Origin of the sequence: Variovorax sp. 38R, from assembly GCF_014843395.1 — a bacterium.
Taxonomy (GTDB): domain Bacteria; phylum Pseudomonadota; class Gammaproteobacteria; order Burkholderiales; family Burkholderiaceae_C; genus Variovorax; species Variovorax paradoxus_H.
On record NZ_CP062121.1, the window covers coordinates 2,320,918 to 2,335,962 of the forward strand.

18 protein-coding genes are annotated in these 15,045 nt (G+C 67.7%); 6 read left to right on the top strand and 12 right to left on the bottom strand.

Annotation, left to right across the window (positions count from 1 at the left end):
• Positions 1-2 precede the first annotated feature (2 nt).
• The 3 genes from IG196_RS10470 to IG196_RS10480 all read left to right on the top strand — a co-directional run bounded on the left by IG196_RS10470 (position 3) and on the right by IG196_RS10480 (position 2,306).
• The gene (locus IG196_RS10470) at positions 3-584 is read left to right on the top strand and encodes a TetR/AcrR family transcriptional regulator (protein WP_192196080.1); all 582 of its coding nucleotides are present in this window, start codon (positions 3-5) and stop codon (positions 582-584) included.
• 93 nt (positions 585-677) lie between these two features.
• Positions 678-1,811 (top strand): thiolase family protein, encoded by a 1,134-nt coding sequence (locus tag IG196_RS10475; protein WP_192196081.1) that lies wholly within the window; start codon positions 678-680, stop codon positions 1,809-1,811.
• A gap of 39 nt (positions 1,812-1,850) precedes the next feature.
• Positions 1,851-2,306 (top strand): MaoC family dehydratase, encoded by a 456-nt coding sequence (locus IG196_RS10480; RefSeq protein WP_099796273.1) that lies wholly within the window; start codon positions 1,851-1,853, stop codon positions 2,304-2,306.
• A gap of 12 nt (positions 2,307-2,318) precedes the next feature.
• Here IG196_RS10480 and IG196_RS10485 read toward each other — a convergent pair whose 3' ends face one another.
• Positions 2,319-2,999 (bottom strand): pentapeptide repeat-containing protein, encoded by a 681-nt coding sequence (locus IG196_RS10485; RefSeq protein WP_192196082.1) that lies wholly within the window; start codon positions 2,997-2,999, stop codon positions 2,319-2,321.
• Positions 3,000-3,007: 8 nt separating this feature from the next.
• Complete coding sequence (locus tag IG196_RS10490) at positions 3,008-3,820, bottom strand: ferritin-like domain-containing protein (protein ID WP_192196083.1); 813 nt, start codon at positions 3,818-3,820, stop codon at positions 3,008-3,010.
• A gap of 39 nt (positions 3,821-3,859) precedes the next feature.
• Here IG196_RS10490 and IG196_RS10495 point away from each other — a divergent pair, with 39 nt between their 5' ends.
• Both IG196_RS10495 and IG196_RS10500 read left to right on the top strand, forming a co-directional pair.
• Positions 3,860-4,384, top strand: coding sequence for a gamma carbonic anhydrase family protein (locus tag IG196_RS10495; protein WP_192196084.1), 525 nt, complete (start codon positions 3,860-3,862; stop codon positions 4,382-4,384).
• A gap of 122 nt (positions 4,385-4,506) precedes the next feature.
• On the top strand, positions 4,507-5,505 hold the full coding sequence (locus tag IG196_RS10500; protein ID WP_101492285.1) for an Hsp33 family molecular chaperone HslO: 999 nt from the start codon (positions 4,507-4,509) through the stop codon (positions 5,503-5,505).
• Positions 5,506-5,517: 12 nt separating this feature from the next.
• Here IG196_RS10500 and IG196_RS10505 read toward each other — a convergent pair whose 3' ends face one another.
• Positions 5,518-6,396 (bottom strand): NAD(P)-dependent oxidoreductase, encoded by an 879-nt coding sequence (locus tag IG196_RS10505; protein WP_192196085.1) that lies wholly within the window; start codon positions 6,394-6,396, stop codon positions 5,518-5,520.
• A gap of 25 nt (positions 6,397-6,421) precedes the next feature.
• The gene (locus IG196_RS10510) at positions 6,422-7,210 is read right to left on the bottom strand and encodes an SDR family oxidoreductase (protein WP_192196086.1); all 789 of its coding nucleotides are present in this window, start codon (positions 7,208-7,210) and stop codon (positions 6,422-6,424) included.
• 105 nt (positions 7,211-7,315) lie between these two features.
• Between IG196_RS10510 and IG196_RS10515 the strand changes: the two genes are divergently transcribed.
• Positions 7,316-8,191 (top strand): AraC family transcriptional regulator, encoded by an 876-nt coding sequence (locus IG196_RS10515; RefSeq protein WP_192196087.1) that lies wholly within the window; start codon positions 7,316-7,318, stop codon positions 8,189-8,191.
• Between the two features lie 3 nt (positions 8,192-8,194).
• Here IG196_RS10515 and IG196_RS10520 read toward each other — a convergent pair whose 3' ends face one another.
• From IG196_RS10520 to IG196_RS10555, 8 genes are read right to left on the bottom strand one after another with little or no spacing between them, the layout of a single operon-like run.
• Positions 8,195-9,178, bottom strand: a complete 984-nt coding sequence (locus tag IG196_RS10520; RefSeq protein WP_192196088.1) for a hypothetical protein — start codon at positions 9,176-9,178, stop codon at positions 8,195-8,197.
• Positions 9,179-9,230: 52 nt separating this feature from the next.
• Positions 9,231-9,908 carry an AAA family ATPase gene (locus IG196_RS10525; protein ID WP_159272747.1) on the bottom strand — a complete coding sequence of 226 codons (678 nt, stop codon included), beginning with the start codon at positions 9,906-9,908 and terminating at the stop codon, positions 9,231-9,233.
• A complete protein-coding gene (gene pnuC / locus IG196_RS10530) occupies positions 9,905-10,537 on the bottom strand; it encodes a nicotinamide riboside transporter PnuC (protein WP_192196089.1) in 633 nt (210 codons plus the stop codon). Before pnuC ends, IG196_RS10525 begins: the two co-directional genes overlap by 4 nt.
• A gap of 25 nt (positions 10,538-10,562) precedes the next feature.
• Positions 10,563-10,841 carry a cell division protein FtsB gene (gene ftsB, locus IG196_RS10535; RefSeq protein ID WP_070059525.1) on the bottom strand — a complete coding sequence of 93 codons (279 nt, stop codon included), beginning with the start codon at positions 10,839-10,841 and terminating at the stop codon, positions 10,563-10,565.
• A 15-nt stretch (positions 10,842-10,856) separates the two neighbouring features.
• Complete coding sequence (gene eno / locus IG196_RS10540) at positions 10,857-12,140, bottom strand: phosphopyruvate hydratase (RefSeq protein ID WP_062474653.1); 1,284 nt, start codon at positions 12,138-12,140, stop codon at positions 10,857-10,859.
• A gap of 52 nt (positions 12,141-12,192) precedes the next feature.
• Positions 12,193-12,483, bottom strand: coding sequence for a DUF1330 domain-containing protein (locus IG196_RS10545; protein ID WP_056583246.1), 291 nt, complete (start codon positions 12,481-12,483; stop codon positions 12,193-12,195).
• Entirely contained in the window at positions 12,480-13,337 is an 858-nt protein-coding gene (kdsA, locus tag IG196_RS10550; protein ID WP_192196091.1) for a 3-deoxy-8-phosphooctulonate synthase, read from the bottom strand. The genes IG196_RS10545 and kdsA overlap by 4 nt, the downstream gene beginning before the upstream one ends.
• The gene (locus IG196_RS10555; RefSeq protein WP_192196093.1) at positions 13,334-15,016 is read right to left on the bottom strand and encodes a CTP synthase; all 1,683 of its coding nucleotides are present in this window, start codon (positions 15,014-15,016) and stop codon (positions 13,334-13,336) included. Before IG196_RS10555 ends, kdsA begins: the two co-directional genes overlap by 4 nt.
• Between the last annotated feature and the right edge of the window lie 29 nt (positions 15,017-15,045).

The window sequence follows — 15,045 nt, forward strand, 5'->3', positions numbered from 1 at the left end:
AGATGCACGACGCTTCCACCCTGGCCCCCGGCGGCACCCGCGATCAGATTCTTGCGGTGGCGCGCGGGCTTATCGAAACCCGTTCGTACCTGGGCTTTAGCTTCCAGGACGTGGCCAACGCAGTGGGCGTGCGCAAGGCGAGCCTGTACCACCACTTTCCGACCAAGGAAGCGCTGGGCATCGCGGTGATCCAGGGCGCCACGCAGAGCTTCAAAGATTGGGTGGCGGCGCGCGCCCGCGAGCCCAAGGACGCGCTCGAATCCTATTTCCGCATGTACCGCAACACGCTGAAGGCGGGTTCGGGCCTGTGCCCGGCCGGTGCGCTGGCGCCGGGCTGGGACTGCATCAACGAAGACCTGCGCCAGGCCGTGCAGGCCTTGCGCAACACGCAGGTGATGTGGCTCACCGGTGTGCTCGGCGCGCTGGTGCCGGCGCAGGCGCAAAAAGACAACCCCGTGGCCTCGCTCGCGGCCTTCGTGTTCTCGTCGTGCCAGGGCGCGCTGCTTGCGTCGCGCATGACGGGCCGCGTCGAAGATTTCGACGACGCCATCGCCCAATTGCGGCGCGCGCTGCCGCTGGACTGACCGATCCGTTTCACCACGGGCACGCCGGGCGTGCCTTTTTTTGAACCCCGAAGCCTACCGATTGGATGGTAGTTTTCCCCAAGGAGTGTTCCCATGAAAGCCGTGATTTCCGCCTACGCCCGTTCCCCGTTCCATTTCGCGAAGAAGGGCGCGCTGGCCGAGGTGCGCCCCGACACGCTCGCCGCCGGCGTGGTGCAGGGCCTGCTGCAGCGCACCGACCTCGACCCCGCGCTGCTCGAAGACATCATCCTGGGCTGCGCCTACCCCGAGGCGTCGCAGGGCAACAACCTCGCGCGCATCGTCGGGTTGCTGGCCGGACTGCCGCACGAGGTGGGTGGCATGACAGTGAACCGCTTCTGCGGCTCGTCGATGCAGGCCGTGCACATCGCTGCCGCGCAGATCGAGGCAGGCATGGGCGAGGCTTTCCTGTGCGTGGGCGTGGAGTCGATGACGATGGTGCCGCAGGGCGGCTTCAACTTCTCGCCCAGCCCCGAACTGCTGGCGAACAGCGATGCCTACATTTCGATGGGCGAGACCGCCGAGAACGTCGCGCAGCGCTGGAACGTGAGCCGCGCCGACCAGGAAGCGCTGGCCGTCGAGTCGCACCGCAAGGCGACCGAAGCGCGCGCGCAGGGCCGGCTGGCCGCCGAAATCGTGCCGGTGCGATTGGCCTCCGGCGAGGTGGTGGATGCCGACGGCTGCATCCGCCCGTCGACCTCGGCCGAGGCGCTGGCCAACCTCAAGCCCGTGTTTCGTCCGGACGGCGTGGTCACGGCCGGCACCTCATCGCCGCTGACCGACGGCGCGGCCGTGGTGCTGGTCACCAGCGACGCCTTCGCCGCCAAGCACGGCCTGAAGCCGCTGGCGCGCATCCGTTCGTTCGCGACCGTGGGCGTCGACCCGGCCGTCATGGGCATCGGCCCGATTCCCGCCACGCGCAAGGCGCTCGCACGTGCGGGCCTGAGCGTGGCCGACCTCGACGTGGTCGAGATCAACGAAGCCTTCTCGTCGCAGGCGCTGGCCTGCATCCGCGACCTCGGGCTCGATCCGGCGACGGTGAACCTCGACGGCGGCGGCCTGGCCATCGGCCACCCGCTGGGCGCGACCGGCGCGCGCATCACGGGCAAGGCGGCTTCGTTGCTGGCGCGCGAGAACGGCCGTTATGCGCTTGCGACCCAATGCATCGGCGGCGGGCAGGGCATTGCCACCATCCTCGAGCGCGTCTGATCGCCCGAGAATGACGGGCAACGAAACAAGGAGACTCCCATGGCCACGCTGTTGTATCTCGAAGACCTGAAGGTCGGCGACCGCTTCCAGAGCGGCGAACACCTGCTCGACGTGGCACAGATCAAGGCCTTCGCGCAGCAGTTCGACCCGCAGCCCTTCCACACCGACGAAGAGGCTGCAAAGAACACTTTCTTCGGCGGCCTGGCCGCGAGCGGCTGGCACACGGCGGCGCTCACGATGAAGCTGCTGGTCGACAGCGGCATCCCGCTGGCCGACGGCATCATCGGCTCGGGCGGCGAGCTGCAGTGGCCGAAGCCCACGCGGCCCGGCGACGTGCTGCACGTGCTGAGCGAGGTGGTCGACATCACGCCCTCGCGCTCCAAGCCCGGCCGCGCGATGGTCACCATGCGCTGCCAGACACGCAACCAGCGCGGCGAGGTGCTGCAGTACTTCACGCCGAAGTTGGTGGTGCACAGCCGCACCGCGACGTCTTGACCTTCAGTCGATTCAGACGACGCGCAGGCCCAGTTCCTCGACCAGCGCGGCGGCCTGGCGGTGGGAGATGGTCGCGCCCTTGAACGGCGCGGCGTTGGCCAGCCGCAGGCCGCCCAGGTCCACGTCGCGCAGGTCGGCGCCTTCGAAGCGCGCGAGCTTCAGGTGCGCGTTGCGCAGGCTGCCGCCTTCGAAGATGGTTTCGCGGAAATCGCAGCCCGACAGGTCGGCCTCCGACAGGTCGAGCTGCGCGAGCGTCTGCTTGCGGAACGACAGGCCGCGCAGGTGCGCGTCGATCAGCAGCGAATCCTTGAACACGACGCCCAGCGCCGACACTTCGCCGAAGTGCGCGCCGGTGAGCTTCACGCCCGTGAAGAGCGCCGAGGGCAGCTTGGCGCGCGCCCATTGCGTGTTGTTCAGGTCGCAGTCCTGGAAGCGCGCGTTCGTGAGGTCGGCGAGCCCGAAGTCGGCCTGGCGCGCGCGGCAGCCGGTCCAGCGCGTGTCGGCCAGCTGGGCGCGGTCGAAGGAGGTTTCGGCGAAGCTGCACAGCGTGAACTGCGCGCCGCGCAGGTCGAGGCGCGACAGGTCGGCCTCGTCGAAATGGCAGCGTTCGAAGTGCGGCGGCGTGTCGCGGCCCTGCAAGCAGGCTTGCAGCTCGGCGCGTGACCAGGTCTGGTCGGAAATCACATCGGTCATCACGAGAATTATTCGGGGCGGGAATCGGTCAGCGCGCGCAGCTCTGCGGGGCTGAAGCCCGCCCGGCTGCGTGCTTCGAGGTTGAAAGGCGGCTTGTGGCGCGGCGCGTCGTAGCGCGCCACCAGGGCCGGGTAGTTGGCTTCGGCGTCGAGCCCGGCGCGTTCGCACAGCCAGCGGTACCAGTGGTTGCCGATGGCCACGTGGCCCACTTCGTCGCGCAGGATGATGTCGAGGATCTCGACCGCACGCAGCGCATCGGGCGTGTTCACGCGCTTGAGCTTGGACTGGATCAGCGGCGTGGCGTCGAGCCCGCGCGCTTCGAGCGTGCGCGGCACCAGCGCCATGCGCGCGAGCACGTCGTCTTTGGTCTTCTCGCACATGTTCCACAGGCCGTCGTGGCCCGGGAAGTCGCCGTAGCGCCAGCCCATGCCTTGCAGGTGCGTGTGCAGCATCGTGAAGTGCTGCGCCTCCTCGTCGGCCACGCGCAGCCAGTCGCGGTAGTAGGCCTCGGGCATGCCGTCGTAGCGCCACACGGCGTCGAGCGCGAGGTTGATCGCGTTGAACTCGATGTGGCAGATCGAATGGATCAGCGCGGCGCGGCCTTCGGGCGTGAAGGGCGAGCGCTTCTGCACGGCGGTGGCGGCCACGCGCAGCGGGCGCTCGGGGCGGCCCGGCACGCCGTCATCGTCGCCGGGCGTGCGCAGGGGCTCGAGTGCTATGGAAACGGTAGCTGCCTGTGCAGCTGTGGCGCGCGTGGCGGCCACCTTGTCGTCGGGGTCTGTCAGGCGCAGCGCGGCCAGCGCGCTCAATCGGGGGTGCATCCCTACAATTCTAGTTTTGCCCCTCCGGAGACAACCACGATGGCGATTTACGAATTGGATGGCATTGCCCCGCGCCTTGGCGAAGGCGCATGGGTCGCGGACAGCGCCCAGGTCATGGGCAATGTCGAACTGGCGCAGAACGCGAGCGTCTGGTTCGGCGCCGTGCTGCGCGGCGACACCGAGGTGCTGACCATCGGCCGCAACAGCAACATCCAGGACCTGTCGGTGCTGCACGCCGACATCGGCTGCCCGCTGACCATCGGCGACAACGTGACGGTGGGGCACCAGGTGATGCTGCACGGCTGCACCATCGGCGACAACTCGCTGATCGGCATCCAGGCGGTGGTCTTGAATAACGCCAAGATCGGCCGCAATTCGATCGTTGGCGCCGGCAGCGTCGTGACCGAGGGCAAGGAGTTTCCCGACAACTCCCTCATCATCGGCTCGCCCGCCAAGGTGGTGCGCACGCTCGACGATGCCGCCGCCGCCAAGCTGCGCCAGAGTGCGGAGCACTATGTAGAAAACGCCCATCGCTTCGCGAAGGGCCTGAAGAAAATTGGCTAACCCCCAGGCTTGCCCACTTCGTGTGGCCTCCTCCCCCCTTGCAGGGGGCAATACCTGCGGCCCGGCAAAGCCGGTTCCGCGGTATTCCACGTGAAGACAGCCTGATTGAGAAAGATGATGTTTTGAGCGAGCTGCACAAATTCCTGTTCGATGGCCTGCCGGTGCGCGGCATGATCGTGCGCCTGACGGATGCGTGGCAGGAGATCCTTGCGCGGCGCGCCTCCAACACCGCCACCGGCCCGTACCCGCCGCCGGTGGCTGAACTGCTCGGCGAGATGACGGCTGCGGCCACGCTGATGCAGTCGAACATCAAGTTCAACGGCGCCTTGATCCTGCAGATCTTCGGCGACGGCCCTGTGAAGGTGGCCGTGGCCGAGGCCAAGCCCGACCTCAGCGTGCGCGCCACCGCCAAGGTGATCGGCGACCTGCCGGCCGACGCGCACCTGCCCGACATGGTCAACGTGAACAACAAGGGCCGCTGCGCGATCACGCTCGACCCGAAAGACAAGCTCCCGGGCGCCACGCCGTACCAGGGCGTCGTGCCGCTGTTCGGCGAGGACGGTGAAAAGCTCGGCAAGCTCAGCGACGTGCTGCAGCACTACATGCTGCAAAGCGAGCAGCTCGACACCACGCTGGTGCTCGCGGCCGACGACCAGGTGGCGGCCGGCCTGCTGATCCAGCGCCTGCCAATCAAGGGCGAGGGCAACCTCGAAGGCACCTCCGACAAGGACCGCGACCAGGCCAGCGAAGACCGCATCGGTCGCAACGAGGAATACAACCGCATCTCGATCCTCGCGTCGAGCCTCACGCGCGACGAGCTGCTCACGCTCGACGTCGAGACCATCCTGCGCCGCCTGTTCTGGGAAGAAAAACTGCTGCGCTTCGAACCGCAGGCCGGCCTGCAGGGCCCGCACTTCGCATGCACCTGCGGCCGCGAGCGCGTGGCGCAGATGATCCGCGGGCTGGGCGTGGAAGAGGCCGAGGAGATCCTCGCCGAGCGCGGCGACATCGAGGTCGGCTGCGACTTCTGCGGCAAGCAGTACCGCTTCGACGCGATCGACACCGCGCAGCTGTTCAAGCCGCCGAGCGACCAGCTGCCGGGCAGCCCGGTCGTCCAGTAGGCGCGACGCGGTTCAGGCGGGCTGCGGCTGCTGCTGCCGCAGCACCTTGACCATCGCGGCCAGGCGCTCGTTGCCCAGGCCCGCGCCCAGCGCGCGGTCGAACATCCCCATCAAAAAGTCCGGAAAGCTCGCGTCGAGTTGCGCCTCGCGCGCCTGCTTCACGAACAGCCGGCCCGAGCCTGCGCACGTGGCCATCGAACTCTCGGGCTCGCCGTACCGACCCGCGTGAATGGCCTCGCCCTCGGCCTGGATCATTTCGCCGAGCACCGGCGAGATCGCGCCGATCATCTGAGAGAACCCGTCCACCGGCAGCCCCTCGGCTTCGCAGATGCGCACGCCGTGGAAGAAGCCGCTCATCGCGCCGAACATGCACGAGAGCGTGGCCAGGTCCCAGGCGGCCGCGTTGCCGATCGGCTCGCCCATGTGCTGGATGTTCCCGGCGATAGCTTCGAGCAGCGGCCGGCAGGCGGCGAGGGCGCGTGCTTCACCGGAGATGAAGAGCGGCGTGTCGGGCCGGCCGATCTGGCCCGGCGTGGCGAGCAGCGCGCCGTCGAGGTACGCGACGCCGCTCAACGCGGCCCAGTCGTCGCGCGCGTCCTGCGGCGTGCCGGTGCTCAGTTGCACCAGCACCTTGCCGCGCAGCGCGTCGTGAACGCCGGGGGTGGCGAGGATGGCGCGCGACGCGGGGTAGTCGGCCACGCAGACCAGCACCACGGGGCTCGCCTGCACGGCGGCCAGGGCGGTCGGTGCGAGCACCGTGCCTTGGTTGAGCAGAGGCTTGGCGCGCTCGGCGGTGCGGTTCCACACCGTCAGCGTGAATTTCGATGATTGCAGGGCGCGCGCGAGGGCCAGGCCCATGGGGCCGAGGCCGATGAGGGAAACGTCGGTCATGTGAAGTCCTTGGTGAAAGAAGGGATCAAGCGGCGCCCGGCGTCAGGCCCTGGCCCAGCCCGCCGTCGACGGTGAGCCGTGCGCCCGTCGTGAAGGTCGCCTCGAAGGCGAAGAAGAGCACCGCGCGCGCCACTTCGGCCGAGGTGCCGTGGCGCCGCATCGGCGTGATCTGGTCGCCCAGCCGCATGAACTCGGCGCGCTCTTCGGCGCTCGCGTCGGTGACGCCGAGCGTGGGCGTGTCGATGAAGCCGGGGCTCACCACGTTCACGCGGATGCCGCGCGTCACCAGCTCCGCCGCGAAGCCCGAGGCCATCGAGCGCAGCGCGGCCTTGGTCGCGCTGTAGACGCTCAGGCCGTGCATGCCGCCTTCGTCTGCAATGGACGAGGTGAAGACGATCGCGCTGCCCGCCGGCATCAGCGGCGCGGGGCGTTGCACGGTGAAGAACGGGCCCTTGGTGTTGACCGCGAAGGCGCGGTCGTAGCCCGCTTCGGTCACCTGCTCGAAGGGTTCGAGCGACGAGATGCCCGCGTTGATGTGCAGCAGGTCGATGCGGCCGAAGCGCTCGCGCACGGTGGCGGCGAGCATGTCGATGTCGGCCAGCGAGGCCGTGTCGGATGCCAGCACATGGGCCCGCGCGCCGAACGGGCCGAGCACGCGGCGCGCGGTCTCCAGGTTCTGCGGATTGCGCCCGGTCACGAGCACGTCGGCGCCGCCTTCGAGCAGTGCCAGCGCGGTGGCCAGGCCCATGCCGAGGGTGCCGCCGGTGATGACGGCTTTCTTGCCTGCGTAGGGAGTGTGGGGTGTGGTGTTCATGGGCTCGATGATCCGGATCGCACGGCGTCGGGTCGCGCACATTCGGCCGTGGGGGAGCACAAACGGTCGACGGCAAGCACGCCGCGCGCGGCCCATAATGTTTCGATGAGCGATACCGATCTGGACACCGATCTGCGCGGGCACGGTGGTGCGGCGTCCGAGGTGGCGTTGTCGGCCGACAGCTTCGTCGTGCCGCCCGCCACCGACAGCCTGCGCGTCGACGTGCGCCAGACCCCCGGCGGCGTGGTCGGCTACGAGGCGCTGCCCGATCACCGCCTCAAGCTGCACGCGGGCGCGCCGGTGGCGGGCGCCTGCCAGTTCCATCGCTTTCTCTACACGCGTGGCGACCTCGACATCCTGCCGGCCGGCAGCACCGACATCTGGCACGAAGAATCGGCAAGCACATCGGTCGTGGTGCGCATGGCGCCCGCGCTGCTCGCACGCACGGCCGACGAGATGGGCCTGCCGGCCGAGCGCGCGGTGCTCGGCGAGCGCCATCAGTTTCGCGACCCGCAGATCGAGCACATCGCGTGGGCGCTCGACGCCGAGCGCCGCGCGGGCTTTCCCAACGGCCGGCTCTACACCGACAGCCTTGGCACCGCGCTCGCGGTGCAGTTGATCGCGGCCGGCCCGCAGGTGGCGCCGTCACCCGCGCAAGGGCTGACGCGGCTGCAGCTGAAACGCGTCACGGAGTTCATCGAGGCGCATCTGGACGGCGACCTGTCGCTGGCCGCACTGGCCGAGGTCGCGGGCCTGAGCGCCTCGCACCTGAAGACGCAGTTCAAGCGCTCCACCGGCCAGGCGGTGCATGCGTATGTGGTGCATCGCCGCGTCGACCGCGCGCGCAGCCTGCTGCTGAACAGCGAACTGCCTGCGAGCCTCGTGGCGCTCGAGAGCGGCTTCTCGCACCAGAGCCACATGGCGCGCTGCATGCGCCGCGTGCTGGGCCTCACGCCCGGCGAGGTGCGGCGCGCAGCGTAGTGTTCAGCGGGCTTCGTCGTCGAAGCCGCTGAATTCGATGTCGGGTGCGCTCGTGTTGTGCTTCGAAGGCAGGCTGCGGCCGAAGCGCACCTGCGTGGCGTTCAGCGTCTTCGCCTCGGGCAGCGGCAATACCTGCTCGGCCGCCTGCGGCGAGGCCTGCCAGCGCACCTCGCTCATGTCGGCGTTGTCGGGCGTCACGTACATCGAACGCAGCACCGCGAAGGGCTGCTTCGCGCTGGCGGTGGGCTTGGAGAGCGTCACGTCGAGCGCGGTGCGGGTGCGGCTGATCTCGGTCACACGCGCCACCGCCTTGGCACCGTCGGCAAAGTTCAGGTGGATGGCGAGCGGCTGCTGCACCACGCGGATCGACGCGATGTTCACCACCGGCCGCCCGGCCTGCTCGACCGGGCCGAGCAGGAACGACGAGCCGTACACGCCGTCGCCGAAGCGTGCCTCGGGCAGCGGCTTGAGGCGCCAGTAGCCATCGGAGGGGTAGAGCACGATGGCCTCGAGCGCCTTGCCGTTTTCCTTCTTGAACACCTGCAGCAGGTGAAAGCCGCGGTCGTGGCGCGCGCCGACCTGCACCGGCACGCGCGCCGATCGCCAGAAGGTCGGCAGCGTCATGCCGACGATGCGCCACTGCGCGTTGTCGAGCAGCACGACGGTGCGCTTCTTGAAGCGATGCGCCGGGTCGGTCGGGTGGGCGCCGCCGTCGAAATTGCAGCCCGAGAAATCGGGCGCGGTGACGTCGTTGCCGATGCTGCCGAGGTAGCTCGGTTGCAGCGCTTCGATGCGCATGTGGCGGATGCCGTCGCCGCGCAGCACCATCGACACGTTGTCTTCCTCGGCGCAGGCTGTCGGGGTGGTGGCGTTCTCGACGGTGGCGGCCACGGGGGCCGCGGAAGCGGTACCGACGGTCAGCAGCAGGGCGAGGAAAGCGGCGGCGGGAGCGCGCGGGGCAAGGCGCGCAGCAATCGAAACGGGCATCGGGTCTCCGGTGAAGGGGAGAGGGCGCGCTAGCACCTGCGAACCGAAAGGCTCAGGGCGGGTCGCGGCGCGCCATCAGGTCGCTGAAGAGCTTATGTTCGCATTCCGGGTCGGAACACTTCTCGCAAGGCCATGTCCACGAGGCGGGCTTCGCATCGCGGCGGGTGCGCGTGCGGGCGCGGCCTTCGTTGCCGGCGATGGTGTTGATCGCGTTCCATGCGTTCGCCAGCCGTTCGCCGCCGCTGCCGTGCACCACGGCGTACGAGAGCCCGGCGCGCGAGAGCGCAGCGCGCACCAGCGTGTCGGTCGGCTGGCGCGCATGCGGGCCGTCGCGCATGTCGTCGGCCACCCAGGGCAGGTCAAGCGCGGTGAGCAAGGTGATGGCATAGCGCCGCTGCGCGGCCAGGGCACTGTCGTAGAGCGAGGTGTCGGCGAACAGCTGCTCGCTGTAGACGGCTGTCATGAGCGCCGTGGTGTCGGCCACCACCACGCCCGTGGCGGCAGCGGCGTCGATGCGGCGCATCTGTTCGTCGGCGATGGCTTGCTGCTCGTCGGGGCGCGGCGTGCGGCCTTCGCGTTCGCACCATTCGCGCAGGTACTCGCCCACCAGCGTGACGGGCGTGCCGCGGTCTTGCAGGCGCTGCGCGATGGCGCGCGAAAGCTCGGTCTTGCCGGTGCTCTCGGCGCCCACGAGCGCGATGACACAGCCGGTCGGCAGGTTCGGCGTCATGCGGGCACCGCCTTCGCTGCGGCCTTCGGCAGGCGTCGCTGCCATGCCAGGAAGCCGGCCACGCTGAGCACGGCAAACACCGCGTACAGCCCGGTCGTGAGCCACAGGCCCTTGTGGATGAACAGGCCCACGCTGACCACGTTCACGGCCAGCCAGATGAGCCAGTTCTCGATGAACTTGCGCCCGAGCAAAAACTGCCCGACCAGGCTCAGGCCGGTGACAAAGCCGTCCCACCAGGGCACGTCGGTGTTGGTGAAGCGGCGCAGGAAGAGGGCGACCACGGGCCAGGCAATCGCGCAGGCGACGAGGGCGTACGCGGTGCCGCGCGGCGACAGCCGGCTGACCCGCAAGGCGCTGCCGTCGGCGCGAAAGCCGCGCAGCCATTGCGCCCAGCCCCAGAGGGCGACGACAGCGAAGAAAACTTGAAGCGAGGCGTCGCCGTAGATGCGTGCGTTGGCGAACACCACCACGTAGAGCAGCGAGCTGACGATGGCCAACGGCCAGCCCCAGTGGATCTCGCGCATGTTGCAGCCGACCATCGCGAGCGCGAGCACGGCGGCGACAAGTTCGAGCCAGGTGACGGGAGAACCCCACAGCGCAAAGGCGGAGGCCGAGAGAAGCTCTGGCATCGAGAAGCGGTGGCGAAGGAAAGGGTCAGTGCGCGATCTGCACGAAGACTTCGTTCGGTTTGACCATGCCGAGTTCCGCGCGCGCGCGTTCCTCGACCATCTCGAGGCCGTCTTTCAGGTCATTGACTTCGGACGCGAGCCGCTCGTTGTTGAGCGCGGCCTTGGCGTTGGCGTCCTTCTGGTCGGCCAGCTGGGTGCGCAGCTGGGCGACCTCGCGCACGCTGCCGCGCCCGTTCCACAGCTGCCACTGCAGGATGACCAGCAGCAGCACCAGGATGAGAGGAGGGACGAAGCGCGCGCGCATGCAGGCTGCGAGGCGCTACTTGAGGTTGTAGAACGCGCCGCGGCCCGGGTAGACGGCGATGTCGCCGAGGTCTTCTTCGATGCGCAGCAGCTGGTTGTACTTGGCGATGCGGTCCGAACGCGACAGCGAGCCGGTCTTGATCTGGCCGGCGTTGGTGCCCACGGCGATGTCGGCGATGGTGCTGTCTTCGGTTTCGCCCGAGCGGTGCGAAATGACGGCCGTGTAGCCGGCGCGCTTGGCCATCTCGATGGCGGCGAAAGTTTCGGTCAGCGTGCCGATCTGGTTGATCTTGATCAGGATCGAGTTGGCGATGCCCTTGTCGATGCCTTCTTGCAGGATCTTGGTGTTGGTGACGAACAGGTCGTCGCCCACCAGCTGCACGCGCTTGCCCAGGCGTTCGGTCAGGTGCTTCCAGCCGTCCCAGTCGCCTTCGTGCATGCCGTCTTCGATGCTGATGATCGGGTACTTGTCGACCCAGGTGGCGAGCATGTCGGTCCAGCTCTCGGCCGTGAGCGACAGGTTTTCGCCCGACAGCACGTACTTGCCGTCCTTGTAGAACTCGCTGGCCGCGCAATCCAGGCCCAAGGCGATCTGTTCGCCGGCGGTGTAGCCGGCCTTGTCGATGGCTTCCAGGATCAGCTGGATGGCCGCTTCGTGGCTCTCGACGCTGGGAGCGAAGCCGCCTTCGTCGCCCACGGCCGTGCTGATGCCGCGGTCGCCCAGGATCTTCTTCAGGGCGTGGAACACTTCGGCGCCATAGCGCACGGCCTCGCGGAAGCTCTTGGCGCCCACGGGGATGATCATGAACTCTTGCAGGTCGAGGCTGTTGTTGGCGTGCGCGCCGCCGTTGATGACGTTCATCATCGGCACCGGCAGCTGCATGCCGCCCATGCCGCCGAAGTAGCGGTACAGGGGCAGGCCCGACTCTTCAGCCGCGGCGCGGGCCACGGCCATCGACACGGCGAGCGTGGCGTTGGCGCCCAGGCGGGCCTTGTTGTCGGTGCCGTCCAGGTCGATCATCGTGCGATCGAGGAAGGCCTGTTCGCTGGCGTCCAGGCCCAGCACGGCTTCCGAGATCTCGGTGTTGATGTTCTCGACGGCCTTCAGCACGCCCTTGCCGAGGTAGCGGCTCTTGTCGCCGTCGCGCAGCTCGATGGCCTCGCGCGAACCGGTCGAAGCGCCCGAGGGCACGGCCGCACGGCCCATGGTGCCCGATTCGAGCAGCACGTCGCACTCGACGGTGGGGTTGCCTCGGCTGTCGAGAATTTCGCGGCCGACGATGTCAACGATTGCACTCATCTCTATTTCTTTCTCTGGGTCTCTTGGTGGAGTGGACTGGCAAAAAACGGAATCAAAGGCCTTCGACCGCGATCATGTTCATGATGGCGGCGCCGGCACGCGCTTCGCGTGCCTTCAGGTATTCGGGCGTTTCGTAGAAGGCCTTGGCCTGCTCGAAGCTGGGGAATTTGAGCACGACGACGCGGGTGGGTTTCCAGTCGCCTTCGAGCGGCTGCACCTGGCCGCCGCGCACGCAGACTTCGGCGCCGTGCGCCTGCATCGCAACGCTCGACCACTTCTTGTATTCCTCGTACTGCGTCGGATTCGTGACTTCGACGTGGGCAATGACGTAACCGCTGCTCATGCTTGAAAACTGTCCTCTAGGAATGCGTTTTTCTTGGTGACCCGGTCGAGCGCCAGCAGCGTTTCGAGCAGGGCCTTCATGTGCTTGAGCGGCACGGCGTTGGGGCCGTCGCTCAGGGCTTTGTTGGGGTCGGGGTGCGTCTCCATGAAGAGACCGGCCACGCCCACGGCCACGGCCGCGCGCGAGAGCACGGGCACCATTTCGCGCTGGCCGCCCGAGCTGGTGCCCTGGCCGCCGGGCAGCTGCACCGAGTGCGTGGCGTCGAACACCACCGGCGCCTTCGTCTCGCGCATGATCGCGAGCGAGCGCATGTCGGAGACGAGGTTGTTGTAGCCGAAGCTGGCGCCGCGTTCGCAGGCCATGAAGCTGTCTTCGTCGAGGCCGGCTTCTCTGGCAGCAGCGCGGGCCTTGTCGATCACGTTCTTCATGTCGTGCGGTGCGAGGAACTGGCCCTTCTTGATGTTCACCGGCTTGCCCGACTGCGCCGCGGCGTGGATGAAATCGGTCTGGCGGCACAGGAAGGCGGGCGTCTGCAGCACGTCGACCACCTTGGCGGCCTCGGTGATGTCTTCATGCGTGTGGACGTCGGTCAGCACCGGCAGGCCGAGTTCGCGCTTCACCTTGGCCAGGATTTCGAGGCCTTTGTCGCGGCCTGGGCCGCGAAAGCTCGTGCCCGACGAGCGATTGGCCTTGTCGAAGCTGCTCTTGAAGATGAACGGAATGCCCAGCGACGCCGTGATTTCCTTCAACGTGCCGGCCGTGTCCATCTGCAGCTGCTCGGATTCGACCACGCAGGGGCCGGCGATCAGGAAGAAAGGCTGGTCCAGCCCGATGTCGAACCCGCAGAGCTTCATGCCACGGCCTTGAGCGTCTTGCTGGTGCTGCCCGCGCCCTTGTCCTTGTGGTCGAGCGCCGCCTTGATGAAGGCGTTGAACAACGGGTGGCCGCCCCACGGGGTCGACTTGAACTCGGGGTGGAACTGCACGCCCATGAACCACGGGTGCACGTCTTGCGGAAGCTCGACGATTTCTGTCAGGTGCTCGCGCTGCGTGAGCGCCGAGATCACGAGGCCGGCGTTGCGCAGTTCGTCGAGGTAGTTGACGTTGGCTTCGTAGCGATGGCGGTGGCGCTCGGTGACCACGTCGCCGTAGATGCTGTGGGCCAGCGTGCCGGGCGTGACGTCGGAGCTCTGTGCGCCCAGGCGCATGGTGCCGCCGAGGTCGGACTTCTCGTCGCGCGTCTTCACGGTGCCGTCGGCGTCCTTCCACTCGGTGATCAGCGCGATCACGGGGGTGGGCGTTTCGGGGTCGAATTCGGTGCTGTTGGCGTTCTTGAGGCCGGCCACATGGCGGGCGTACTCGATGGTGGCCACCTGCATGCCCAGGCAGATGCCCAGGTAGGGCACCTTCGATTCGCGGGCGAAACGGGCGGCCGAGATCTTGCCTTCGACACCGCGCTGGCCGAAGCCGCCCGGCACGAGGATGGCGTCGTATTTCGCCAGGCGCGACACGTCTTGCGTCGAGATGGTCTCGGAGTCGATGTAGTCGATCTTCACGCGCGCATGGTTCTTCATGCCGGCGTGGCGCAGCGCTTCGTTGAGCGACTTGTAGCTGTCCGACAGGTCGACGTACTTGCCGACCATGGCAATCGACACTTCCTGTTGCGGATGCTCGACTTCGTACACCAGGTCGTCCCAGCGCGTGAGCTTGGCCGGCGGGGTGTTGATGCGCAGCTTGTCGCAGATCAGGCCGTCCAGGCCCTGTTCGTGCAGCATGCGGGGCACCTTGTAGATGGTGTCCACGTCCCACATGGAGATCACGCCCCATTCGGGCACGTTCGAGAACAGCGAGATCTTGGCGCGCTCGTCGTCGGGAATCGGTCGGTCGGCGCGGCACAGCAGCACGTCGGCCTGGATGCCGATGGCGCGCAGTTCCTTGGCGGTGTGCTGCGTGGGCTTGGTCTTGAGCTCGCCGGCGGCGGCGATCCAGGGCACGTACGAGAGGTGCACGAAGGCCGAATTGTTCGGGCCGTTGCGCAGGCTCATCTGGCGCACGGCTTCGAGGAAGGGCAGCGACTCGATGTCGCCCACCGTACCGCCGATTTCGACGATGGCCACGTCGACCTCATGCGAGGTGCCGATGCCGGCGCCGCGCTTGATGTATTCCTGGATCTCGTTGGTGATGTGCGGAATCACCTGCACGGTCTTGCCGAGGTAGTCGCCGCGGCGTTCCTTCTCGAGCACGGTCTTGTAGATCTGACCGGTCGTGAAGTTGTTGGCCTTGCGCATCCGCGTGTTGATGAAGCGCTCGTAGTGGCCGAGGTCGAGGTCGGTCTCGGCGCCGTCATCGGTGACGAACACCTCGCCATGCTGGAACGGTGACATCGTGCCGGGGTCGACATTGATGTACGGATCGAGCTTGATGAGGGTGACTTGGAGGCCGCGCGATTCGAGGATCGCGGCGAGCGAGGCGGAGGCGATTCCCTTGCCAAGGGAAGATACGACACCACCGGTGACGAAGACAAATTTGGTCATGCCAGTTCCGGACGCGTGAATCCGGGCAG

Excerpts from the sequence above, each read along its gene's own strand:
- IG196_RS10520 (WP_192196088.1), bottom strand. The coding sequence starts at position 9,178 with ATGCCCGTTTCGATTGCTGCGCGCCTTGCCCCGCGCGCTCCCGCCGCC.
- IG196_RS10545 (WP_056583246.1), bottom strand. The coding sequence starts at position 12,483 with ATGAGCAGCGGTTACGTCATTGCCCACGTCGAAGTCACGAATCCGACG.
- IG196_RS10525 (WP_159272747.1), bottom strand. The coding sequence starts at position 9,908 with ATGACGCCGAACCTGCCGACCGGCTGTGTCATCGCGCTCGTGGGCGCC.
- IG196_RS10505 (WP_192196085.1), bottom strand. The coding sequence starts at position 6,396 with ATGACCGACGTTTCCCTCATCGGCCTCGGCCCCATGGGCCTGGCCCTC.
- ftsB (WP_070059525.1), bottom strand. The coding sequence starts at position 10,841 with ATGCGCGCGCGCTTCGTCCCTCCTCTCATCCTGGTGCTGCTGCTGGTC.
- pnuC (WP_192196089.1), bottom strand. The coding sequence starts at position 10,537 with ATGCCAGAGCTTCTCTCGGCCTCCGCCTTTGCGCTGTGGGGTTCTCCC.
- kdsA (WP_192196091.1), bottom strand. The coding sequence starts at position 13,337 with ATGAAGCTCTGCGGGTTCGACATCGGGCTGGACCAGCCTTTCTTCCTG.
- IG196_RS10510 (WP_192196086.1), bottom strand. The coding sequence starts at position 7,210 with ATGAACACCACACCCCACACTCCCTACGCAGGCAAGAAAGCCGTCATC.
- IG196_RS10475 (WP_192196081.1), top strand. The coding sequence starts at position 678 with ATGAAAGCCGTGATTTCCGCCTACGCCCGTTCCCCGTTCCATTTCGCG.
- IG196_RS10485 (WP_192196082.1), bottom strand. The coding sequence starts at position 2,999 with ATGACCGATGTGATTTCCGACCAGACCTGGTCACGCGCCGAGCTGCAA.
- IG196_RS10555 (WP_192196093.1), bottom strand. The coding sequence starts at position 15,016 with ATGACCAAATTTGTCTTCGTCACCGGTGGTGTCGTATCTTCCCTTGGC.
- IG196_RS10480 (WP_099796273.1), top strand. The coding sequence starts at position 1,851 with ATGGCCACGCTGTTGTATCTCGAAGACCTGAAGGTCGGCGACCGCTTC.
- eno (WP_062474653.1), bottom strand. The coding sequence starts at position 12,140 with ATGAGTGCAATCGTTGACATCGTCGGCCGCGAAATTCTCGACAGCCGA.
- IG196_RS10495 (WP_192196084.1), top strand. The coding sequence starts at position 3,860 with ATGGCGATTTACGAATTGGATGGCATTGCCCCGCGCCTTGGCGAAGGC.
- IG196_RS10470 (WP_192196080.1), top strand. The coding sequence starts at position 3 with ATGCACGACGCTTCCACCCTGGCCCCCGGCGGCACCCGCGATCAGATT.
- IG196_RS10490 (WP_192196083.1), bottom strand. The coding sequence starts at position 3,820 with ATGCACCCCCGATTGAGCGCGCTGGCCGCGCTGCGCCTGACAGACCCC.
- IG196_RS10515 (WP_192196087.1), top strand. The coding sequence starts at position 7,316 with ATGAGCGATACCGATCTGGACACCGATCTGCGCGGGCACGGTGGTGCG.